This window comes from Limnohabitans sp. MMS-10A-192 (genome assembly GCF_003063335.1).
Lineage (GTDB): Bacteria > Pseudomonadota > Gammaproteobacteria > Burkholderiales > Burkholderiaceae_C > Limnohabitans_A.
In genome coordinates, this window is record NZ_NERX01000002.1 from 411,416 (window position 1) to 434,438 (window position 23,023).

The following is a 23,023-nucleotide window of genomic DNA, read 5'->3' on the forward strand; positions in this document are numbered from 1 at the left end:
GATCTTCAGATCTGTCCCCGACTAATTAATTCAAGAGACACATATGACCTCAAGCCTGGCCACGGTCGCCTACATCGGCGCGACCATTCTTTTCATCCTCAGCCTGGGCGGTTTGTCCAACCAGGAAACCGCACGGCGCGGCAACCTCTACGGCATGATCGGCATGAGCCTGGCAGTGCTGGCCACCATCTTTGGCCCGCAAGTCACGGCCGAGGGCATCCCCATGATCGTGGGCTCCGTGCTGGTGGGTGCGCTCATTGGCCTTTACGCCGCGCGCAAAGTGCAGATGACACAAATGCCCGAACTTGTGGCGCTCATGCACAGCATGGTCGGCATGGCGGCTGCGCTGGTGGGTTATGCCACTTATGTGGACCCCGAAGCTGCCAAGAATCTGGACAGCGCAGCACACGCCATCCACGCCGGTGAAATCTACATCGGCATCTTCATCGGCGCGGTGACCTTCTCCGGTTCGGTGGCGGCGTTTGGCAAGTTGTCCGGTCGCATTGGCGGCAGCCCTTTGTTGCTGCCGGGTCGTCACTGGCTCAACCTGGTCGGCTTGATCGCGGTGATTTATTTTGGCCGTGAGTTCATGAACGCCCACACGGTGCAAGACGGCATGGTGCCTTTGTTCATCATGACCGCCATTGCCTTGCTGTTCGGCATCCACATGGTCATGGCCATTGGCGGCGCTGACATGCCCGTGGTGGTGTCCATGCTCAACAGCTACTCCGGCTGGGCCGCAGCGGCCACCGGCTTCATGCTGAGCAACGACTTGCTTATCGTGATCGGTGCCTTGGTCGGCTCCAGCGGCGCGATTTTGTCGTACATCATGTGTAACGCCATGAACCGCAGTTTCATCAGCGTGATCGCCGGGGGCTTTGGCACCACGGCCGCAGCACCCAAGCCGACGGGTGAAGCGGCCGAGCCGCAAGGTGAAGTCAGCCCCATCTTGGCGGCCGAGACTGCTGAGTTGCTGCGCGACGCAAAAAACGTGATCATCGTCCCCGGCTACGGCATGGCCGTGGCGCAGGCCCAGCACACGGTGTTTGAAATCACCAAAACATTGCGCGACAAGGGTGTGAACGTGCGCTTTGGTATCCACCCGGTGGCCGGTCGCATGCCAGGTCACATGAACGTTTTGTTGGCCGAGGCCAAAGTGCCTTACGACATCGTGTTCGAGATGGACGAGCTCAACGACGACTTCCCTGAGACCGACGTGGCCATCGTGATCGGTGCCAACGACATCGTGAACCCCGCTGCGCAAGACGACCCGACCAGCCCGATCGCCGGCATGCCGGTGCTCGAAGTCTGGAAGGCCCGCACCAGCATCGTCATGAAGCGCTCCATGGCCAGTGGCTACGCCGGCGTGGACAACCCGCTCTTCTACAAAGAAAACAACCGCATGTTGTTTGGCGATGCCAAGAAAATGCTGGACGAGGTCTTGGTGGCTTTGAAGTCCTGAGCCTTCGGGAAATCCAGTAGTTTTGTGAGTCAGTTTGCTGTCAGTTGTGAGATAGACTGACCCTTCAAGGAGAAGCAAAAATGACCACTGACCGCATTTGGTTGAGCAGTTACCCCGAAGGCGTTCCTTCAGACATTGAACCCAGCCAATACAGCTCCCTGGTGGGGCTGATGGAGGAGAGCTTTTCACGCTACGCCGATCGCACGGCTTACAGCTTCATGGGCAAGAGCATCGGCTACGCCCAGACCGATACAGAAAGCCAGGCGCTGGCCGCTTACCTGCAATCGCTGGGGCTGGACAAAGGTGACCGTGTCGCCATCATGATGCCCAATGTGCCGCAATATCCGGTTGCAGTTGCAGCGATTTTGCGTGCTGGTTTTGTGGTCGTGAACGTCAACCCGCTGTACACCCCACGGGAGTTGGAGCATCAACTGAAGGACTCGGGTGCACGCGCGATCTTCATCATTGAAAATTTCGCGTCGACCCTTGAAAAGTGCATTGCCCAAACGCCTGTGCAGCATGTGGTGTTGGCCTCGATGGGGGATCGCCTGGGTTTGATCAAAGGCGCGCTGGTCAACCACGTGGTGCGCAAAGTCAAAAAGCTGGTGCCTGAGTTCGCCTTGCCCCAAGCGGTTGCTTTCAATCAGGCCCTCTCGCAGGGGCGCAAGATGCCTTGGCGCAAGCCCGAAATTGGGCCCGATGACATTGCCGTGTTGCAGTACACCGGCGGCACCACCGGTGTGTCCAAAGGTGCGGTTCTTCTGCATCGCAATGTGATCGCCAATGTCTTGCAGTCCGAGGCCTGGAACGACCCAGTCATGAAACGTGTACCGGCGAGCGAGCAGCCCACTTCGGTGTGTGCTTTGCCGCTGTACCACATCTTCGCGTTCACGGTGAACATGATGTTGTCCATGCGGACCGGGGGCAAAACCATTTTGATCCCCAATCCCCGCGATTTGCCTGCCGTGCTCAAAGAGCTGTCCAAGCACACCTTTCACAGTTTCCCAGCGGTGAACACCTTGTTCAACGGTTTGGCCAACCATCCTGATTTCAACAAAGTCAACTGGTCGAACCTCAAGGTTTCGGTGGGCGGGGGCATGGCGGTGACGCCCAATGTGGCCAAACTGTGGCTGGAGAAAACCGGTTGCCCGATTTGCGAAGGCTACGGCTTGTCCGAAACCAGTCCATCGGCCAGTTGCAATCCGCCTTCCAGCACCGAATTCACAGGCACCATCGGTGTGCCGATTCCCAGCACTTGGATGAAGCTCGTTGATGACGAGGGGCAAGATGTGACCGAGGTGGGCAAGCCCGGCGAGATCGCGATCAAAGGCCCGCAAGTCATGGCGGGTTATTGGCAGCGGCCCGATGAGACGGCCAAGGTGATGATGGCCGATGGGTATTTCAAATCGGGCGATGTGGGCATCGTGGATGCTCGGGGGTTTTTCAAAATCGTGGACCGCAAAAAAGACATGATTTTGGTCAGTGGCTTCAACGTTTATCCCAACGAGGTGGAGGAAGTCGCATCGGCTTGCCCTGGCGTTTTGGAGTGCGCGGCCATTGGTGTGGCCGACGAAAAAACCGGCGAAGCTGTCAAGTTGGTGGTGGTCCGCAAAGACCCCTCGTTGACCGAGGCGCAGGTTCTGGCTTATTGCCGAGCCAACATGACCGCCTACAAGCAGCCTCGCATCGTTGAGTTCCGCGACGAGTTGCCCAAAACACCCGTGGGCAAGATATTGCGCCGCGAGCTGCGCAGCCCGTCAACTTGAATGGGCGGTGCGTCAGCACCGGTACACTGGAAAGCGGCTCAAGATGGGCCGCTTTTTTCATGCGATTTGAATTTTGACAATGGAGAACCCATGGCAGTGATCGGCATCATGAGCGCCATGCACGAGGAGTTGGCTGCTGTGTTGGCGGTCATGCCTGATGAGCAATGCGTGCGCGTGGCAGGCCGCGATTTCTGGGTGGGCCACTGGCAGGGTCACGATGTGGTGGCGGTGTTGTCACGGATTGGCAAAGTGGCGGCTGCCACCACGGCGACGGTCTTGCTGGAGCGCTTCAAGATTGATGCGCTGGTGTTCACCGGTGCCGCCGGCGGATTGTCCGCTGAGGCACAAGTGGGTGATGTGGTCGTGGCCAGTGGCTTTGTGCAACACGACATGGATGCTTCACCCTTGTTCCCCAAGCACGAGGTGCCTTTGTATGGTCGGGCGCGCTTTGACACCGATACAGCTTTGTCGCAGGGCTTGGCGGCCGCAGCAAGACAGGTGCTGTCAGATCCGGCTCAGCATCTGGGTCCACAGGCCATTGCAGATTTCCATTTGCTCGCGCCACGTGTGCACCGGGGATTGATCGTCAGCGGTGACCGCTTTGTGTCCACCACAGCTGAGCGTCAAGCCTTGCAGCAAAGCTTGTCGGATGCCTTGGCCGTTGAGATGGAGGGGGCCGCAGTGGCGCAGGTGTGTCTGGACTATGGGGTGCCGTTTTCAGCGGTCCGTACCATTTCAGACCGCGCAGACGACGATGCGCACATCGATTTCAGCCGTTTCATCCGTGACGTGGCCAGTCGCTACAGCTTGGCCATTTTGTCGCAGTGGTTGATGCACCGGTAATGCCGTAAAGCCTTGAATTGGGGTGCTTGTTCAAAGTGGCAAGATTTGCCCAAAGTTTCTTTCGGTGGGCTGGGCGACGATGTTGAGCCTGCGTCTGAGGACGCCTGGCCCCAGTCCGCTGCAACAAACGCCCACGCCGAAAGCGACTTACTTCAACCAGCCCCGGCGACGGAAGTACCACATGGGCACCACGGCGCTGGCGGCCATCAAGGCCAGTGCATACGGGTAGCCCCACTTTTGTGACAGCTCGGGCATGTACTGAAAGTTCATGCCGTACAGGCTGGCAATCAGTGTGGGGGGAAGCAAGGCGACGCTGGCCACCGAGAAAATCTTGATGATCTTGTTCTGGTTGATGTTGATGAAACCCACGGTGGCGTCCATCAAGAAGTTGATCTTGTCGAACAAAAAGGCCGTGTGTGAGTCCAGTGAGTCGATGTCGCGCAGAATTTGGCGGGCCTCTTCAAACTGCTCGGCGTTGAGCATCTTGGAGCGCATCATGAAGCTCACGGCGCGGCGTGTGTCCATCACGTTGCGGCGGATGCGTCCATTCAAGTCTTCTTGGCGGGCAATGGCGCCCAGCACTTCACCGGCCATGGCGTCGGTCACATCGCCTGACAAAACTTTCTTGCCAGCGGTTTCGAGCTTGTCGTAAATGCCTTCCAGCGTGTCGGCGGAGTATTCGGCGTCGGCATCAAACAGCTTGAGCAGCACTTCCTTGGCATCTTCCAGCAGGCCCGGTGCGCGGCGCGCACGCAGGCGCAGCAAGCGAAACACCGGTACGTCTTCGTCGTGGATTGAAAACAGCACGCCACGGCTCTTCAGGTCGGCATTGTGCTGGTTCAGGATGAAGGCGCAACGCACGGTGCGTGGCTCGTCCTCGTCGGCGATCAAAAAGTCTGAGCGGATGTGCAACTCGCCATTGTCTTCTTCGTAGAAGCGGGCGGATTCCTCGATGTCCTCGTCCATCGCGTCTTCAGGGATGGACAGGCCGTAATACTGTTTGATCCAGCGCTTTTCGTCGACCGTGGGCGATTCCAGGTCAACCCAAATGGGTTGAAAGCGAGAGAGTTCTTCCAGTGACTCGATCTCTTCTTGAAAGAGACGGCCGTTGGCAAGGGTGAAGATGTTGAGCATGGCGAATCCAAAAAAAGGCCAGTTGCCAAAAGTTCAAAGGGGCGGCGAAGGGGGATGCAGCTTTCGAACGATGGGCGCAATGCTCAAGGCGTCCGAAAGCTACCGACTCGGGGTAGCGTCCACGACAGTGACTCCAAAAAAATGAATGGGAGGATTATCGCATTGGCCCTGAGCGTTTGTGTGTCACTGCTGTGAATCCGCGCTGTGAAATAAGCGGCCGAGGCCGGGGTGTTAGATTCAATGGATTCACTCTGACTCCTTCATGACCGCTTCCTTGTCCCCTCGAAGAGAACGCTGGCTGCTGCTGACGCTTGCAGGCATCCAATTCACCCATATTCTCGACTTCATGATCATGATGCCCTTGGGGCCTCAGTTCACCCGCTTGTTTGACATCAGCAACGCTGAATTCGGCGTGCTGGTCTCGGCCTACACCTTGTCGGCCGGTGCATCGGGTTTGCTGGCGGCCACCTATGTGGACCGGTTCAGCCGCAAGCGCTTGCTGCTGACCATGTACACCCTCTTTGGTTTGGCAACGCTGGCGTGCGGGTTGGCGCCGACCTATGGCTGGTTGATGGTCGCCCGAGTGGCTGCCGGTGTGTTTGGTGGTGTCTTGTCGGCTTTGTCGCAGACCATCGTGGCCGATGTGATTCCGTTCGAGCGGCGCGGCAGGGCCATGGGGGTGGTCATGACCTCGTTTTCCGTCTCCACCGTGGCGGGCGTGCCGCTGGGCCTGTTTTTGGCTGCGCACTTGAGCTGGCACGCGCCCTTCATGGCCATTGCCGCCATGGTGGGCTTGTTGGTGGTTGGCGCTTGGCAAACCCTGCCGCAGTTGGATGCCCATTTGCATCATCCCGATCGCGCCAGCGTCTGGCGCAGCATTGGCCAAGTCTTGATCGAGGCCAACCATCTGAAAGCTTTTGCCTTGTCGGCCGCGATGATGTTTGCGGGCTTCACGGTCATCCCTTACATCACCATCTATTTGCAGTCGAATGCGGGCATGTTGCCCGAGCAGGTCCCTTGGGTGTATTTGCTCGGCGGCACGGCCACCTTGCTGACGGCGCGCTTGTTTGGTCGGCTGACTGACCGTGTAGGCAAAGTCAAAATGTTCAAGCGCCTGGCGGTGGCTGTCGCGCTGCCTTTGATGGCCACCACTTTGTCGGCAGGCTTGCCTTTGGCGGGCTTGCTGCTGATCTCGACGGCATTTTTCACCATGATGAGTGGTCGCATGATTCCTGGCATGGCCCTGATTTCATCGGCGGTGGAGCCGCGTTTGCGCGGTACTTTCATGACCCTCAATTCGGCCGTGCAGTCTGCAGCCATGGGGCTGGCAGCCATGGTGGGAGGGGCCATCATTGGCCGTGATGCCCATGGGCAATTGACGAATTACTGGGTGGCAGGGGTGATCGGTGTGGCGGCCAGCTTGGTGTCGGTCTGGCTGGCTGGGCGGGTGCGCTTGCATGGGGCACCACAGGTGTGAATCGCAGCTGAGCCACATCAACTCATCCAGCACGATAACATCGAAATGGCCCTTTGGGCTCAATTTCCCAGCCCCCTCAGTGCATTCCATAGGGCGCATTGCTTTTCCCAAAAGGCGGGCGCATAGTGGAGGTGAACCACTTGAAAAAGTGGTTTGTTGCCCCCCCTTTCGGAGGGGCTTTTCCTACACGGGATCTATGGAGGCCAAGCTTATGAATTTGACAATCAGCGGACACCATCTGGAAGTTACCCCTGCCTTGCGCGAGTATGTGACAGGCAAACTGGACCGCATTACCCGACATTTCGATCAGGTGGTCGATGTGAAAGTGCTGCTGACCGTGGAAAAGCAGAAGGAAAAGGAAAAACGCCAACGTGCTGAATGCAACATCCATGTCAAAGGAAACGACATGTTCGCCGAGAGCGCGCACGAGGACTTGTATGCTGCTGTGGACGACTTGGTCGACAAATTGGACCGTCAGGTGGTCAAGCACAAGGACCGCATCACGGACCACCACCACAGTGCGCCTAAACGCATGATGTGAGGGGGTTGATGACCCGGTGTACCAGGGCCGCTATCTGCGGCCCTTTTTCATTTTTGGAGCCAATGGCACGCTGTGCATGCCACGTCATGGTTTGCAGACGCGACACCGGCTGCAAAGCGGTTGGGCGGCGACAGGTGCATAATCCGCCTCGAACATGAATCGTCTCTCATCCATATTGCCTGTTGCCCAAGTTCTTGTTGAGGTGGAAGCCACCAGCAAGAAGCGTGCGTTCGAAGAAGCGGGTCTTCTCTTTGAGAACCTGCATGGCTTGTCGCGTGCACTGGTGACCGACAGCCTGTTTGCCCGCGAGCGTTTGGGCTCGACCGGTTTGGGCCACGGTGTGGCCATACCGCACGGTCGCATCAAGGGCCTCAAAGCCCCAATGGCCGCCGTCTTTCAGTTGGCGCAGCCCATCGGTTTTGATGCGCCTGACGAGCAGCCGGTCAATTTGTTGATTTTCTTGCTGGTGCCGGAAGCTGCGACCCAGAAGCATCTGGAAATCTTGTCCGAAATTGCGGAGTTGCTGAGTGACAGCCAATTGCGTGAAAACATCAAGAGCAGTGCCACGCAAGATGGACTCCACCAACTGATTGCCCAGTGGCAGTCCGCCCAAACGGTCTGAGCACAGACCCGTCTTGAGTAGTTCCGATGAAGCCTTCCGTCATCAGTGCCGACGTCCTGTTTGAGGACCACCGCGGCAAACTCAAGTGGCAGTGGGTGGCCGGGCTGGGAGCTTCTGAGCGCCGCTTCGATGAAGTGGCTGTGCGTGAAGCCCGCTCAGGCGCCGATCTGGTCGGTTACCTCAACTACATCCATCCCTACCGGGTTCAGATTTTGGGGCCACGCGAAGTGGCCTATCTGACCAATTCCACGCCAGACGACTGCGCCCGTCGTATCGCGCGCATCGTGACCTTGGAGCCGCCCGTGCTGGTGCTGGCCGATGGCCAGGTTGCCCCGGACGCCTTGCTGTCCATGTGCGAGCGGGCACAAATCCCGATGTTTGCCACCGAGCAATCTTCGGCTTTCGTGATCGACGTGTTGCGGGCCTACCTGTCCAAACACTTTGCCGACCGCACCACCATGCACGGTGTCTTCATGGACATCCTGGGCATGGGTGTGCTGATCACCGGCGAATCGGGCTTGGGCAAGAGTGAATTGGGTCTGGAGCTGATTTCGCGTGGCAACGGTCTGGTGGCCGACGATGCCGTGGACCTGTACCGCATCAACCAGACCACCATCGAGGGGCGTTGCCCCGATTTGTTACAGAACCTGCTGGAAGTGCGCGGTATTGGCTTGCTCGATATCCGGGCCATTTTTGGCGAGACAGCGGTGCGCCGCAAAATGCGCCTGAAGTTGATCGTGCACTTGGTGCGCCGTGAAACTTTTGACCGCGATTACGAACGCATGCCCTCGGAGCCGCTCACGCAAGACGTGCTGGGCATCCCGGTGCGCAAGGTGGTGATCCAGGTGGTGGCCGGGCGCAACATCTCGGTGTTGGTGGAGGCTGCTGTGCGCAACACCATCTTGCAGATGCGGGGCATCGACACCTACCAGGACTTCATCGAGCGCCAGCGCCGCGCCATGGAATAAGGGCCGCTTCGCGGCTCAGCGCTGGCGGTGAGGGCAGGGGGTGCGCGTGCAGTGGGCGTACAAGCTCAGGGCATGGTCTGCAATCACAAAGCCCTTGGCCTGTGCAACGGCCTGTTGCCGAGACTCGATTTCAGGGTCGTAGAACTCTTCCACCCGACCGCAGTCCAGGCACACCACATGGTCGTGGTGTTGGCCTTCATTGAGCTCGTAAACCGCTTTGCCGCTTTCAAAATGGTTGCGGCTCAAAATCCCCGCTTGCTCGAACTGGGTCAACACCCGGTAAACCGTGGCCAGACCGATGTCGGTGTTGTCAAGCAGCAGGTGACGAAAAACGTCTTCGGCCGTCATGTGCCGTTGCGCGCCGCTTTGAAAAACCTCTAGGATTTTCAGTCGGGGCAAGGTGGCTTTAAGGCCGTTGTTTTTGAGTTCGTCGATTTGGCTCATGGGGTTTGCTAAGAGGTAAGGCAGACGGAACAAAATTTCTTACAGCCGCTACAATGCCCCGATCATATCGGCCCTCTTCAAACATGACAGCTTCCCTGATTTCCCGCTTCCCGAGCGCCTGGCTTGTTGGCCTCGTTTTGAGCGCTGGCCTGGCGGGCTGCGGCAGTGTCCACCAGGACACTTTCAAGCCGTACGTTCCTGAAGTGGTGCAGGGCAACTTTGTCTCCAAGGAGCAGCGTCAAGCGCTTCGTCCGGGCATGGTCAAAGCGCAGGTGCGTGACATCTTGGGCACGCCCCTGGTCTCCAGCTTGTTCCATGCCGATCGGTGGGACTATGTCTTCAGCATCAAGCGCCAAGGGGTGTCTGCCCAGAATTTCCGCCTGACCGTGGTTTTCAAGGGGGATGTGCTCGATCAAATCGAAAGTGACCTCTTGCCCAGCGAGTCCGAGTTTGCAGGCCGCTTGGTGCGCCCGCGTGCGACAGGGCAGACCCCGAAGCTGGAAGCCACAGAGGAAGACTTGAAACGTTTCACTGCGAACAAGCCGCAGGAGGCCGAAGCACCTCGGCCGGCCTTGGCCCCTTTGCCCAGCAGCTACCCTCCACTGGAGCCTGCGGTCCGTTGAACCAGAAAGGTGCCCCGTGCCCCTTTCACCAGCCCTGAAAACCCCATGACCTCCTCGAACACTTTGCCCATTGCCGTGGCCGGCGCCACTGGCCGCATGGGAAACATGCTGATTGAAGCCATTTTGGCTACCGATGATTGCCGCTTGTCCGGCGCTTTGGACATCGCTTCCAGTCCCGCACTGGGCCATGACGCCTCCGCCTTTTTGGGCAAGGCCAGCGGCGTTTCGGTGCAGTCGGATGTGAAAGCCGGTTTGAAGGATTCGGGCTTCCTGATCGACTTCACCCGTCCCGAAGGCACTTTGGCCCATCTGAAGGTTTGCCGTGAGCTGGGCGTCAAAGCCGTGATCGGCACGACCGGTTTCACCGAAGAACAAAAAGCCGAGATCGCCGAGATCGCCAAAGACATCGCCATCGTCATGGCCCCCAACATGAGCGTGGGCGTGAACGTGACTTTGAAATTGCTGCAAATGGCGGCGCAAGCCCTGTCCACCGGCTACGACATCGAAATCATCGAAGCCCATCACCGCCACAAGGTGGATGCGCCCTCGGGCACCGCGCTCAAGATGGGCGAAGTGATCGCCGACGCCATTGGCCGCGATTTGAAAGAGTGCGCCGTGTACGAACGTTACGGGCACACCGGCGAACGCGATCCCTCGACCATCGGTTTTTCGACCATCCGCGGCGGCGACATCGTGGGCGACCACACCGTCTTGTTTGCCGGCATTGGTGAGCGCATCGAAGTGACCCACAAGTCCTCCAGCCGCTCGACTTATGCACAAGGCAGCCTGCGTGCAGTGCGCTACCTGGCCGGCCAGCAGCGCGGTTTGTTCGACATGTTCGATGTGTTGAATTTGCGCTGAGCCTGAGCGGTCACCATGAGTTTGAGCGACTTTTTGCTCCACAGCGATCTTGTCAGCCGTGTGCTGGCGGTCTTGCTGTTGGCCTTGTCGGTCAGCAGCTGGGTGGTGATTCTCTGGAAATGGCGTTTGCTGGCCCGTGTTCAACTCGATGTGCGCCGCAGTGTGGCCGCATTCTGGCAAGCCCCTGGATTTGACGCTGCCCGACACGGCGTGGCCCAGTTTGACCGCGATGCCTGTGTCGCGCCCTTGCTGGAAGCGACTTTGTTGCCTGTGGGCGGCACCTTGGCCTCGTCCGGTGACCGCCAGAACCAGTTGACCCGCGTCTTGCGCGACGCCTTGCAGCAGGTGGTGCGCCGTTTGCAGTGGGGCCAATTGCTGCTGGCCACGGCTGGTTCGATCTCGCCCTTTGTGGGCTTGCTCGGCACCGTCTGGGGCATTTTCAATGCCCTGACCGGCATGGCCGAGGCCGGGCAACTGACCATCGACAAGGTCGCAGGCCCCGTGGGCGAAGCCCTGGTCATGACCGCCGCCGGTCTGGCCGTGGCCATTCCAGCCGTGCTGGGCTACAACCTGCTGGGGCGCCGGATCGCATTGATCGAAGCCGAACTCGAAGGCTTTGCCCACGATGTGCGCGGCTTGCTGGCCGATCCGCAGGACTGAACCATGGCCTTCGGTCGCCTGGCGTCCTCCAAAGCCGATGCGCCCATGAGCGAGATCAACGTCACGCCCATGGTGGACGTGATGCTGGTCTTGCTGGTGATCTTCATCCTCACAGCCCCCCTGATGACCAGCGCCATCCGCCTGGACTTGCCCCAGTCTGAGGGCGGCGAGGCCGGTGCATCCCCCCAAGCGGTCTCCTTGGTGGTGGACGCCCAAGGCACGGTGTACCTGAACGACAAGCCCATCACGCCCGAAGCTTTGCGCCTGCGCCTGGCCGATGCTGCCAAACGCAACCCCGACACCGAGCTGGAACTGCGTGCCGACGAGTCCGTGCCCTACGGCCGCGTGGTCGAAACCATGGGCCTGGCCCAAAAAGCGGGCCTGTCCCGCATCGGCTTCGTCGCCCAGACCCCCTCTGCCCCCAAGCGCTGAGCCACCACACAGTTCCGGCGCAAGGTCGGATGACCAGCGGTCACTCGCCAGCCCGCAGGACGGGTGGCCCGGGCAACGATGTTGAGCCTGCGTCTGAGGCGCCCGGGCCACCCGTCCTGCGGGCCCCAACGCCGGTCAACTCACCAAGATCAGCACCCGCGCCAGCCTACAATCGACCCCTATGCAAGACAAGTACAACCACCTCGAAGTCGAACCCGCAGCGCAGTCCCGCTGGACGGCCCGCGATGCCTACCGCGTCACCGAAGACGCCAGCAAAAAGAAGTTCTACGCCTGCTCCATGCTGCCTTACCCCAGCGGCAAGCTGCACATGGGCCACGTGCGCAACTACACCATCAACGACATGCTCACGCGCAGCCTGCGCATGAAGGGCTTCAACGTCTTGATGCCCATGGGATGGGACGCTTTTGGCCTGCCCGCTGAAAACGCCGCCCTCAAAAACGGCGTGCCCCCGGCCAAATGGACGTACGAGAACATCGCGTACATGAAAAAGCAGATGCAGGCGATGGGCTTGGCCATCGACTGGTCTCGCGAAGTTGCCACCTGCGACCCTACTTATTACAAGTGGAACCAGTGGTTGTTCCTCAAGATGCTCGAAAAAGGCATCGCCTACCGCAAGACCCAAGTCGTCAACTGGGACCCGGTGGACCAGACCGTGCTGGCCAACGAGCAGGTCATCGACGGCAAAGGCTGGCGCACCGGCGCTCCGGTCGAAAAGCGCGAGATCCCGGGCTATTACCTGAACATCACCCAGTATGCGCAAGAGCTGCTGGACCATGTGCAGATCGGCAACGACAAGGCCACGCTGAACGGCTGGCCCGACAAAGTGCGCCTGATGCAGGAAAACTGGATCGGCAAATCTGAGGGCGTGCGCTTTGCGTTCCCGCACAGCATCGCTGGCGCTGACGGCGCTTTGATTGGCGACGGCAAGATGTACGTCTTCACCACCCGCGCCGACACCATCATGGGCGTGACCTTTTGTGCCGTGGCGGCTGAACACCCGTTGGCACTGCATGCTGCTTCGTCCAACGCTGCTTTGGCGGCGTTCCTGGAAGAGTGCAAAACCGGTGGCACCACCGAAGCCGAGCTGGCCACTCAAGAGAAAAAGGGCATGCCCACGGGCCTGTTCGTCACGCACCCATTGACCGGTGCGCAAGTTGAAGTGTGGGTGGGCAACTACGTGCTCATGAGTTACGGCGACGGTGCCGTCATGGGCGTGCCCGCGCACGACGAGCGTGACTTCGCGTTTGCACTCAAATACGCATTGCCAATCCAGCAGGTCGTATCCGTCAAAGACCAAGCCTTCGACGCCACCGTCTGGCAGGACTGGTACGGTGACAAGCAAACTTGCGTGTGCATCAATTCGGGTGAACTCGATGGTTTGACCCAAAAAGCCGCCGTGACCCAAGTGGCCGAACTGCTCGCCGCCAAAGGCCTGGGCGAGAAGAAAACCACCTGGCGTTTGCGCGACTGGGGCGTGAGCCGCCAGCGCTACTGGGGCACGCCGATCCCGATCATCCATTGCGACGAGCACGGCGCGGTGCCCGTGCCCGAAAAAGACCTGCCCGTGGTGCTGCCGCAAGACTGCATCCCGGACGGCTCGGGCAACCCGCTGCACAAGCACGAAGGCTTCCACGCGGGCGTGACATGCCCCGTGTGCGGCAAGTCCGCACGCCGCGAGACCGACACCATGGACACCTTTGTGGATTCGTCCTGGTACTTCATGCGCTACTGCGACCCGACCAACACCGAGAAGATGGTGGCAGAGGGTGCGGACTATTGGATGCGGGACCAGAACAACGCCACTGGCGGCAGCGGCATGGACCAATACATCGGCGGCATCGAGCACGCCATCCTGCATTTGCTCTACGCCCGCTTCTGGACCAAGGTCATGCGCGATTTGGGCCTGGTCAAGGTCGATGAGCCCTTCAGCAAGCTGCTCACGCAGGGCATGGTGCTCAACCACATCTATTCGCGCCGCACCGCCAAGGGCGGCAAGGACTACTTCTGGCCGCACGACGTGGAGCATGTGCTCGACGAGACCGGCAAGGTGATCGGCGCCAAGCTCAAGAACGAAGCCGACAGCGGCGATGGCCGCTTGCCCGTGGGCACCGCCATCGACTATGAGGGCGTGGGCACCATGTCCAAGTCCAAGAACAACGGCGTGGACCCGCAAGACCTGATCGAGCGCTACGGTGCCGACACGGCGCGCCTGTACACCATGTTCACCGCACCGCCTGAGGTGACGCTGGAGTGGAACGACTCTGCCGTGGAAGGCAGCTACCGCTTCTTGCGCCGAGTGTGGAACTTCGCTTTCAAGCACCACGAATTGCTGCGTTCGGCCACAAGCCAAGACCTGAGCCAAGCCGCCTTGGGCGATGCGGCCAAAGCCTTGCGCCGCGAGATGCACCTGGTGCTCAAGCAAGTCGGTTACGACTACGAGCGCATGCAGTACAACACCGTGGTGTCCGGCTGCATGAAGCTGCTCAACGCGTTGGAAGATTTCAAGCCCGATGGCAGTGCAGGCGATACCGCCGCCCTGTGCGAAGGCGTCTCCCTCTTGATGCGCATGCTTTACCCCGCCTGCCCGCACATCACCGACGAAGTTTGGCAGCAACTGGGTTTTGCCCAAGCTGCAGGCGAGTTGCTCGATGCGCCTTGGCCCACCGTGGACGAGTCGGCTTTGGAGCGCGACCAGATCGAGCTGATGCTGCAAATCAACGGCAAGCTGCGCGGGTCCATCCTGGTGCCTGCGTCAGCCGACAAAGCGCAGATTGAGGCCGCTGCCTTGGCCAACGAGGCCTTTGTCAAGCAGGCCGCTGGCGCTGCGCCCAAGAAGGTCATCGTGGTGCCGGGCCGTTTGGTCAACATCGTCGTCTGAGAGTCCGCATGAACGCTTCGCGCCGCCGCATCTTGACTGCTTTGGCCATCGCTCCGGCGGTGGCCCTGACGGCTTGTGGCTTTGCGCTGCGCCAGACGCAGGATTTCCCGTTCAAGACCCTGTACGGCAACTTCTCGGAAAGCTCACCGCTGGGCGTGGAGCTGCGCCGCAACTTGCTGGGCTCGGGCCGCATTGACCTGGTGACCGACCCCAAGAAAATGCCGGACACCGATGCCATCCTCGACATCCTGAGCGAAGTTCGCCAGCAGGTGGTGGTGGGCATGAATGCCTCCGGTCAGGTGCGCGAGATGCAGTTGCGCTTGCGTGTGAGCTTCCGGCTGCGCACGCCGCAAGGCGAGGAGTGGATCGAGCCGGTGGAGCTCTACCAACAGCGCGATTTGAGCTTCACAGAAACGGCGGCCTTGTCCAAGGAAATCGAGATGGGCATGATGTACCGTGACATGCAAACGGACATCGTGCAGCAGATCATGCGCCGCTTGTCACTTGTCAAGCCCCGAAAAATCATGCCTGCAGCGCCGGCCAAACCCTGACGCCTGAGCGATGCAACTGGCCCTTCCTCAGCTGAGCGCGCACCTGCAAAAAGGCTTGCGCAGCCTCTACACCTTGCACGGTGACGAAGCCTTGCTCATCCAGGAGGCGGCCGATGCCATTCGAGCGGCGGCCCGAGCGCAGGGCTACACCGAACGCACGGTGCACACCGTGGCGGGTGCACACTTTGACTGGAGCGAAGTGCTGGCCGCAGGCGGCTCCATGAGCCTGTTTGCCGACAAACAAATTGTGGAAGTGCGCATCCCCTCGGGCAAGCCCGGCAAAGAGGGCAGTCCGGCCATCCAGCAGTTGGCCGAATCGGCGCAGGGCAACGACAGCACGCTGACCTTGTTCTTGTTGCCCCGACTGGATGCGGCCACCCGCAAAGGGGCCTGGTTTGGTGCGTTGGAAGGCGCGGGCGTGACCCTTCAGATCGACCCGGTGGACCGCAACGCTTTGCCGCAGTGGATCGCCCAGCGCTTGCAGCGTCAGGGCCAAAGCGTGGCCGCAGGCGAAGAAGGGCAGCGCACCTTGCAGTTTTTTGCCGACCGCGTGGAAGGCAACTTGCTGGCAGCGCACCAAGAGATCCAGAAACTCGGTTTGCTCCACCCCGCGGGCGAACTCAGCCAGGACCAAGTCGAAGCGGCGGTGCTCAATGTCGCGCGTTACGACGTGTTCAAGCTGTCCGAGTCGGTCTTGTCCGGGCAGGTCTCGCGTGTGCAGCGCATGCTGGACGGCCTGCAGGCCGAGGGCGAAGCCGCTGTGCTGGTGCACTACACCCTGGCCGAAGACATCCGGGCCCTCAAGCGCGTCAAAGACGCCATGGCTGCAGGCAAGCCCTTGCCCATGGCCCTGCGGGAGCAGCGTGTCTGGGGCCCGCGTGAGCGTTTGTTTGAGCGCGTCTTGCCCCGCTTGTCCGAAGCCCGCCTGAACGGCTTGCTGCAATCGGCCCACCAGGTGGACGGCATCGTCAAAGGCCTGAAGGTGCCCGATTGGCCGACCGACCCCTGGCAAGCCTTGGGGCGCTTGGCCATGCGGTTTTCGCGCATGTGCATGGTGCGTTGATTCCAGCGCTGCGCCATCCCCTTGGCATCTGCGAAAATGGGCCCCATGAACACCGTTGAACACGTCCAAACCCTCGGGCAACAGGCCAAAAAAGCCTCGGCCTTGATGGCCAAGGCCTCTGCCGCCGTCAAGAACCAGGCCCTGCGCCGATTGGCCGCTTTGCTGCGCGAAAACACCGAAGCCCTGCAACTGGACAATGCCAAGGATTTGGCCCGCGCCCAAGCCAACGGCCTGTCCGAGCCCATGGTGGACCGCCTCAAGCTCACGCCCAAAGTGCTGGAAACCTGTGCCCAAGGCTGCGAGCAATTGGCCGCCATGCCCGATGTGATCGGCGAAATTTTGGGCATGAAGCAGCAACCCAGCGGCATCCGCGTGGGCCAGATGCGGGTGCCCATTGGCGTGTTCGGCATGATTTTCGAGAGCCGCCCCAATGTGACCATTGAGGCGGCCAGCTTGTCGATCAAAAGCGGCAATGCCTGCATCTTGCGCGGTGGCTCCGAGGCGATCGACTCCAACAAGGCCTTGGCCAAGCTGGTGCAGCAAGCGCTGACCGACAGCGGTTTGCCGGTCGATGCGGTGCAATTGGTGCAGACCACCGACCGCGCCGCTGTAGGCCAGCTGATCACCATGCCGCAGTTTGTGGACGTGGTCATCCCCCGCGGGGGCAAGGGCTTGATCGAACGCATCAGCGCCGAGGCCAAGGTGCCGGTCATCAAGCACCTGGACGGCAATTGCCACACCTATGTGGACGACCCGTGCGACATCGACATGGCGGTCCGGGTGGCCGACAACGCCAAAACGCAGAAGTACAGCCCCTGCAATGCCAGTGAGAGTTTGTTGGTGGCGCGTGGCGTGGCGGCCGAATTCCTGCCCAAGATTGGCGCCATTTATGCGGCCAAGGGCGTGGAAATGCGCTGCTGCCCCAAGGCCAAGGCCATTTTGAGCCAGGTCAGCGGGGCCAAGCTGCAAGACGCCACGGAGCAGGACTGGTTCGAGGAGTACCTGTCACCCATCATCAGCGTCAAGGTGGTGGATGGGCTGGACGAGGCGATTGCCCACATCAACCACTACAGCAGCCACCACACCGAAGCCATCCTGACGCGTGACCACATGCACGCCCAGCGTTTTTTGCGCGAGGTCGACTCGTCCAGCGTCATGGTCAACGCCAGCACCCGCTTTGCAGACGGTTTTGAGTACGGGCTGGGTGCCGAGATCGGCATCAGCACCGATAAATTCCACGCGCGTGGCCCGGTGGGCATCGAAGGCCTGACCTCGCTCAAATACGTGGTGCTGGGCGAGGGCGAAGTCCGTACCTGAGCGCACGCAGATTTTGCGGCCATGTCCGGTAGGTGCTTGTGTTGGCATCTTCCGGCCCCATATCATTTCTCAGTTCCCGTTTACCGAAGGCCAACCCATGGTTCCCCATCTCGTCACAGCCCTCAATGGCCCCATCAACGAGCTCGAGCAGCGCATCCTCGACTCGATGCCGGCGATTGAGCGCTGGTTCCGTCTGGAGTGGATGGAGCACACCCCGCCGTTTTACACCTCGGTCGACATCCGCAATGCAGGCTTCAAGCTGGCCCCGGTGGACACCAACCTCTACCCCGGCGGCTGGAACAACCTGACGCCCGAGATGTTGCCTTTGGCGGTGCAAGCGGCGCAGGCAGCCATCGAGAAGATCTGCCCCGAGGCCAAAAACCTGCTGATCATTCCGGAAAACCACACCCGCAACACGTTCTATTTGACGAACGTACTGCAGTTGCAGCGCATTTTCCACATGGCGGGCCTGAACGTGCGCATCGGCTCGATCAACCCCGACATCAAGGAGCCGACCACCATCGAGCTGCCCAACGGCGAAAGTGTGACGCTGGAGCCCGTGGTGCGCAGCAAGCACCGCCTGGGCTTGAAAGACTTCGACCCCTGCACCATTTTGCTCAACAACGACCTGTCGGCCGGTGCCCCAGGCATTCTGGAAGAGCTGCACGAGCAATTTTTGCTGCCGCCTTTGCACGCCGGCTGGAGCGTGCGCCGCAAGACCAAGCACTTTCAGAGCTACGAAGAAGTGGCCAAGCGTTTCGGCAAGCTGCTGGGCATTGACCCTTGGCTGATCAACCCCATGTTCAGCCAGTGCGGCGATGTCAACTTTGCCGAAGGCAAGGGCATGGAGTGCCTGCGCAGCAATGTGGATGCGCTGCTGACCAAGATCAAGCGCAAATACAAGGAATACGGCATCAACGAAAAGCCCTTTGTGGTCGTCAAGGCCGACAACGGCACCTATGGCATGGGCATCATGACCGTGCGCGATGTGTCCGATCTCGACGCGCTGAACCGCAAGACCCGCAACAAGATGAACGTCATCAAGGACGGCCAGACCGTCAACGACGTGATCATCCAGGAAGGCGTGCTGACCAACGAGCGCATCAACGACGCGGTGGCCGAGCCTGTCGTCTACATGATGGACCGCTATGTGGTGGGCGGGTTTTACCGCGTGCATGCCGAGCGCGGTGTGGACGAGAACCTGAACGCACCGGGTGCCAGCTTTGTGCCTTTGGCCTTTGCCGACACCCCGCACCTGCCCCAGCCGGGCATCAAACCCGGTGCCAGCGTGCCCAACCGCTTTTACATGTACGGCGTGATTGGCCGCCTGGCCATGTTGGCCGCCAGCTACGAGCTGGAAGCCACCGACCCCGAGGCCGAGGTGTACGACTGAAGTTGCTGCACTGCAACAAATTGTCGCCAAAGTCGGTGACATGCCCGCTTGAACGGGCGCAAAATAGCGAACTTCAAGTTTCAAAGCCTGACCCATGGTCAGGCCATTTTTTGTGTCTTCTACAAAATCCTCACTCGCCGCCCTGACCTTGGGCGCCATTGGCGTGGTTTACGGCGACATCGGCACCAGCGTGCTGTACGCCATGAAAGAGGTCTTTGGCTCCGGCCACGTGCCTTTCACGCCCGAGAACGTTTACGGCATCCTTTCCATCTTCTTCTGGACCTTGACCACCATCGTGTCGGTCAAGTACGTGGTGCTGGTGTTGCGTGCCGACAACCACGGCGAAGGTGGTTTGGTGGCCATGTTGGCGCTCGCTTCGCAATCGGTCAAAGACAAACCCCAACTGCGCAAAGTTTTGCTGGTGGTCGGCATCTTTGGCACCTGCCTCTTTTATGGCGATGGCGTCATCACCCCCGCGATTTCGGTGCTGTCGGCCGTCGAGGGTCTTGAAGTCATTTCGCCCACCTTCAAGAAATCGGTCATTCCGCTCACCTTGGTGATTTTGTTTGGCTTGTTTTGGGTGCAAAAGCGCGGCACGGCGGGCATCGGCAAGTTCTTTGGCCCGATCACCTTGGTCTGGTTTGCCGCCATCGCTGTGCTGGGGGTGTCGCACATCGTTCAACGCCCTGAAATCCTGTTCGCCATCAGCCCGCATTACGCATTGAGCTTCATGTGGAACGAGCCGGGCACCACCTTCATCATTTTGGGCGCGGTCGTGTTGTGCGTCACAGGCGGTGAAGCGCTGTATGCGGACATGGGGCACTTTGGCAAAAAGCCCATTCGTCTGGCTTGGTTCAGCGTGGTCATGCCTTGCTTGGTGCTGAACTATTTTGGCCAAGGCGCGCTCTTGTTGTCTGAGCCTGAAGCGGTCAAAAATCCGTTTTTCATGATGGCGCCCGACTGGGCCTTGCTGCCCTTGGTGGGCCTGGCCACCATGGCCACCGTGATCGCTTCGCAGGCCCTGATTTCGGGGGCCTTCAGCGTGACCAAACAGGTGATCCAGCTGGGCTACCTGCCGCGCCTGCAAGTGCTGCACACCAGTGAGACCGACACTGGTCAGATCTACATGCCCTTTGTGAACTGGGGTTTGTTTGTGGCCATCGTGATGGCGGTGGTCATGTTCAAGTCGTCGAGCAACTTGGCCGCCGCTTATGGCATTGCGGTGTGCACCGACATGCTGATCACCACGGTGCTCACCTTCTTTGTGATCCGTTACGCCTGGAAGCTGCCGCTGGCGCTGTGCATTGGGGCCACCGGTTTCTTCTTTGTGGTCGATCTGGCGTTCTGGGCCTCCAACCTGCTCAAGTTGTTTGACGGCGGCTGGTTCCCGCTCATGATCGGCGCAGCCGTGTTCACCCTCATGCTGACCTGGCACGATGGGCGACGCCTGCTCAACGAGTCCTTGCGCACAGATGCCCTGCAGTTGACGGATTTTCTGGAAGCGGTTTTCATCTCTGCGCCCACGCGGGTGGAGGGCACGGCCGTCTTCCTGACGGCCGAGACAGGGGCCGTGCCCAATGCCTTGTTGCACAACCTCAAGCACAACAAGGTTTTGCACGAGCGCAATCTGTTTGTCACCGTGCGCAGCCACGAGGTGCCGCGCGTGGACGCGAGTCAGCGTCTGGACGTGACGCCCTTGGGGCATGACTGCTGGCAGGTCATCGTCAACTACGGCTTCAAGGACAACCCCGACTTGCCATCGGCACTGGCCACCATTGAAGACGATGGCTACAAACTCGATCCGATGATGACCAGCTACTTCCTGTCACGCGACATCGTGATCCCGACGATTGGCGGCGGCATGGCCACTTGGCGGGAAAAGCTCTTTGCCCAGATGCACCACAACGCCAGTGCAGCGGCCGAGTTCCTGAACCTGCCCACCAACGCGGTGGTCGAGCTGGGCTCGAAGATCGAGATCTGATCTGTGCCATGCCGGACTGGGTCCGGTATGCATGTGCTTGAGCTGCATGGACCCCGCATCGCGTGCGGGGTGACGTGAATCAATTGGGGTCAAATCAATTGGGGTCAGATTCCAATTATTTCAACGTTCCCATCCCCTCGCCCATGCAAATGGGCCGCGTGGGTGTCCAGTCGGCGTTGAATTGAATCACGCCTTGGGGGAACAGCATCACCACGGTGGAGCCGAGCAAAAAGCGGCCCATCTCTTCGCCCTGTGCCAAGCTGATGTTGCCCATCTCGTAGGCCCATTCGCGCACTTGGCCGGGGCGCGGTGGGTTGACCACGCCGTGCCACACGGTGGCCATGCTGCCCACAATCGTCGCGCCCACCAGCACCATCACAAAGGGGCCGTGCTCGCCTTCAAACACGCAGACCACCCGCTCGTTGCGCGCAAACAGGCCGGGCACACCGCGTGCCGTGGTCGGGTTGACCGAGAACAGATCCCCCGGCACGTAAATCATGCGCGTCAGGCGTCCCGCGCAAGGCATGTGGATGCGGTGGTAGTCGCGCGGACTCAGGTAGAGCGTGGCAAATTCACCGTCCTGAAACTGTGCCGCCAGCGCCGCGTCGCCGCCCACCAAAGCGCGTGTGCTGTAGCTGTGGCCCTTGGCCTGAAACACCTGATCGCCAGAAATGGGGCCGCACTGGCTGATGGCCCCGTCCACCGGGCTCACATAAGCCGCATCGGCCAGTGGCCGTGCGCTGGCCTTGAGCGGGCGGGTGAAAAACTCGTTGAAGCTCTTGTAGCTGGCCGTGTCCGGGTTGGCCGCTTCAGCCATATTGACGTTGTAGCGACGCACAAAGCGATCGATGATGCCGGTGGTCACACCGCCCCACTGGCTGCCCGCCACCCAACCCGCAAAGGTGGTCAGGGCTTGTTTGGGAATCAGGTACTGCGGCAAAACCGCCAGACGGTCAGAAATGGAAGGGGACATGTGGTGGCCGCCGGGGGCGGTTCAGAAGAAGGCACTGATTTTATCGGGCAGCCCGACGCTCTCGGCACAGGCACAATCCAGCCATGAACACCCCTTTGCTTTCGGTCGATCACCTAGTCAAGCGCTACGGCGATGCCACGGTGGTCAACGACCTGTCTTTCCACATCGAACCCGGCGAATGCCTGGGCGTGATCGGCCCCAACGGTGCGGGCAAAACCACCACCTTGCGCATGTGCCTGGGTTTGTCGCAACCCGATGGCGGCTCCATCCGTTATTTCGACGGTTTGCAAATGCCGCGTGACGCGCTGGACATCAAGGCCCGCTTGGGCGTGGTCGCGCAGATGGACACGCTGGACCCGGACTTCACAGCAGAAGAAAACCTGCTGGTGTTTGGCCGCTACTTCGGATTGCCCGATGCCGTGATCCGCGAGCGCATTCCCCAACTTCTGGAGTTTGGTGCACTGAGCCATAAAGCCAAAGCCAAGCCGGGCGAGTTGTCGGGGGGCATGAAGCGGCGCCTGAGCTTGTCCCGCGCCCTCATCAACCACCCGCAACTCTTGATGCTGGACGAGCCCACCACGGGGCTGGACCCACAGGCGCGCCACCTGATGTGGGAGCGGCTGCAGGTGCTGCTGCAAGAGGGCAAGTCCATCTTGCTCACCACCCATTTCATGGACGAAGCCGAGCGCCTGTGCTCGCGCCTGCTGGTGCTGGACCAAGGCCGCAAGATCGCCGAAGGCAAACCCCGCGATTTGATCGCCGAGCACCTGGAGCCTGAAGTGGTTGAGGTGTTTGGCCAAGGCGCGGTGGCGCTGGCGCAAGAAGCCAGCTTGAAGGCACTGGCTGGGCGTGTCGAGGTCAGCGGCGAAACGGTTTTCTTCTACACCCAAGACAGCCGCGCGTTGATGCACGCGCTAGAGGCCTGGCCCGCGCTGCGCACCTTGCACCGCCCTTCCAACCTGGAAGACCTGTTCCTGAAGTTGACCGGACGCCAGATCCGCGAGGAAGGTTGA

21 protein-coding genes are annotated in these 23,023 nt (G+C 60.3%); 18 read left to right on the forward strand and 3 right to left on the reverse strand.

Features of this window, described 5'->3' with window-relative positions:
- Nucleotides 1–43: 43 nt before the first annotated feature.
- The 3 genes from pntB (at nt 44) to B9Z43_RS06830 (ending at nt 4,071) form a co-directional block, all read left to right on the forward strand.
- Nucleotides 44–1,462, forward strand: a complete 1,419-nt coding sequence (gene pntB, locus B9Z43_RS06820; RefSeq protein WP_108324053.1) for a Re/Si-specific NAD(P)(+) transhydrogenase subunit beta — start codon at nt 44–46, stop codon at nt 1,460–1,462.
- Nucleotides 1,463–1,542: 80 nt separating this feature from the next.
- Entirely contained in the window at nt 1,543–3,228 is a 1,686-nt protein-coding gene (locus B9Z43_RS06825; RefSeq protein WP_108324054.1) for a long-chain-fatty-acid--CoA ligase, read from the forward strand.
- A gap of 90 nt (nt 3,229–3,318) precedes the next feature.
- A complete protein-coding gene (locus tag B9Z43_RS06830; protein WP_108324055.1) occupies nt 3,319–4,071 on the forward strand; it encodes a 5'-methylthioadenosine/adenosylhomocysteine nucleosidase in 753 nt (250 codons plus the stop codon).
- A 147-nt stretch (nt 4,072–4,218) separates the two neighbouring features.
- Here the strand turns inward: B9Z43_RS06830 and corA are convergent, their stop codons facing one another.
- Nucleotides 4,219–5,205, reverse strand: coding sequence for a magnesium/cobalt transporter CorA (gene corA / locus B9Z43_RS06835; protein ID WP_108324056.1), 987 nt, complete (start codon nt 5,203–5,205; stop codon nt 4,219–4,221).
- A 262-nt stretch (nt 5,206–5,467) separates the two neighbouring features.
- On the opposite strand from corA, the gene B9Z43_RS06840 reads away from it, so the two are divergent.
- From B9Z43_RS06840 to hprK, 4 genes are all read left to right on the forward strand, one after another.
- Nucleotides 5,468–6,682: an MFS transporter gene (locus B9Z43_RS06840; protein WP_108324057.1), complete on the forward strand. Its 1,215-nt coding sequence runs from the start codon at nt 5,468–5,470 to the stop codon at nt 6,680–6,682.
- A gap of 211 nt (nt 6,683–6,893) precedes the next feature.
- Nucleotides 6,894–7,223 carry a ribosome hibernation-promoting factor, HPF/YfiA family gene (gene hpf / locus B9Z43_RS06845; protein ID WP_108324058.1) on the forward strand — a complete coding sequence of 110 codons (330 nt, stop codon included), beginning with the start codon at nt 6,894–6,896 and terminating at the stop codon, nt 7,221–7,223.
- Nucleotides 7,224–7,377: 154 nt separating this feature from the next.
- Nucleotides 7,378–7,845, forward strand: coding sequence for a PTS sugar transporter subunit IIA (locus tag B9Z43_RS06850; protein WP_108324059.1), 468 nt, complete (start codon nt 7,378–7,380; stop codon nt 7,843–7,845).
- Nucleotides 7,846–7,871: 26 nt separating this feature from the next.
- On the forward strand, nt 7,872–8,813 hold the full coding sequence (gene hprK / locus B9Z43_RS06855) for an HPr(Ser) kinase/phosphatase (protein WP_108324060.1): 942 nt from the start codon (nt 7,872–7,874) through the stop codon (nt 8,811–8,813).
- Between the two features lie 15 nt (nt 8,814–8,828).
- Here hprK and fur read toward each other — a convergent pair whose 3' ends face one another.
- Nucleotides 8,829–9,257: a ferric iron uptake transcriptional regulator gene (gene fur / locus B9Z43_RS06860; RefSeq protein ID WP_108324061.1), complete on the reverse strand. Its 429-nt coding sequence runs from the start codon at nt 9,255–9,257 to the stop codon at nt 8,829–8,831.
- A gap of 83 nt (nt 9,258–9,340) precedes the next feature.
- Between fur and B9Z43_RS06865 the strand changes: the two genes are divergently transcribed.
- From B9Z43_RS06865 to B9Z43_RS06910, 10 genes are all read left to right on the forward strand, one after another.
- Nucleotides 9,341–9,880, forward strand: coding sequence for an outer membrane protein assembly factor BamE (locus B9Z43_RS06865; protein WP_108324062.1), 540 nt, complete (start codon nt 9,341–9,343; stop codon nt 9,878–9,880).
- A gap of 45 nt (nt 9,881–9,925) precedes the next feature.
- Entirely contained in the window at nt 9,926–10,741 is an 816-nt protein-coding gene (dapB, locus tag B9Z43_RS06870) for a 4-hydroxy-tetrahydrodipicolinate reductase (protein WP_108324063.1), read from the forward strand.
- Nucleotides 10,742–10,756: 15 nt separating this feature from the next.
- A complete protein-coding gene (locus B9Z43_RS06875; RefSeq protein WP_108324064.1) occupies nt 10,757–11,401 on the forward strand; it encodes a MotA/TolQ/ExbB proton channel family protein in 645 nt (214 codons plus the stop codon).
- Between the two features lie 3 nt (nt 11,402–11,404).
- Nucleotides 11,405–11,833 (forward strand): biopolymer transporter ExbD, encoded by a 429-nt coding sequence (locus B9Z43_RS06880; RefSeq protein ID WP_108324065.1) that lies wholly within the window; start codon nt 11,405–11,407, stop codon nt 11,831–11,833.
- Nucleotides 11,834–12,014: 181 nt separating this feature from the next.
- Nucleotides 12,015–14,732, forward strand: a complete 2,718-nt coding sequence (leuS, locus tag B9Z43_RS06885) for a leucine--tRNA ligase (RefSeq protein ID WP_108324066.1) — start codon at nt 12,015–12,017, stop codon at nt 14,730–14,732.
- An 8-nt stretch (nt 14,733–14,740) separates the two neighbouring features.
- Entirely contained in the window at nt 14,741–15,283 is a 543-nt protein-coding gene (gene lptE / locus B9Z43_RS06890; protein ID WP_108324067.1) for an LPS assembly lipoprotein LptE, read from the forward strand.
- A 10-nt stretch (nt 15,284–15,293) separates the two neighbouring features.
- Nucleotides 15,294–16,346, forward strand: coding sequence for a DNA polymerase III subunit delta (holA, locus tag B9Z43_RS06895; protein ID WP_108324068.1), 1,053 nt, complete (start codon nt 15,294–15,296; stop codon nt 16,344–16,346).
- Between the two features lie 36 nt (nt 16,347–16,382).
- Nucleotides 16,383–17,663: a glutamate-5-semialdehyde dehydrogenase gene (locus B9Z43_RS06900; RefSeq protein ID WP_108324069.1), complete on the forward strand. Its 1,281-nt coding sequence runs from the start codon at nt 16,383–16,385 to the stop codon at nt 17,661–17,663.
- 97 nt (nt 17,664–17,760) lie between these two features.
- Nucleotides 17,761–19,056 (forward strand): glutamate--cysteine ligase, encoded by a 1,296-nt coding sequence (gene gshA / locus B9Z43_RS06905; protein WP_108324070.1) that lies wholly within the window; start codon nt 17,761–17,763, stop codon nt 19,054–19,056.
- Nucleotides 19,057–19,168: 112 nt separating this feature from the next.
- Complete coding sequence (locus tag B9Z43_RS06910; RefSeq protein WP_199222271.1) at nt 19,169–21,037, forward strand: potassium transporter Kup; 1,869 nt, start codon at nt 19,169–19,171, stop codon at nt 21,035–21,037.
- A gap of 115 nt (nt 21,038–21,152) precedes the next feature.
- Here the strand turns inward: B9Z43_RS06910 and asd are convergent, their stop codons facing one another.
- Nucleotides 21,153–21,998: an archaetidylserine decarboxylase gene (asd, locus tag B9Z43_RS06915; RefSeq protein WP_108324160.1), complete on the reverse strand. Its 846-nt coding sequence runs from the start codon at nt 21,996–21,998 to the stop codon at nt 21,153–21,155.
- A gap of 95 nt (nt 21,999–22,093) precedes the next feature.
- Between asd and B9Z43_RS06920 the strand changes: the two genes are divergently transcribed.
- A complete protein-coding gene (locus B9Z43_RS06920) occupies nt 22,094–23,023 on the forward strand; it encodes an ATP-binding cassette domain-containing protein (RefSeq protein ID WP_108324071.1) in 930 nt (309 codons plus the stop codon).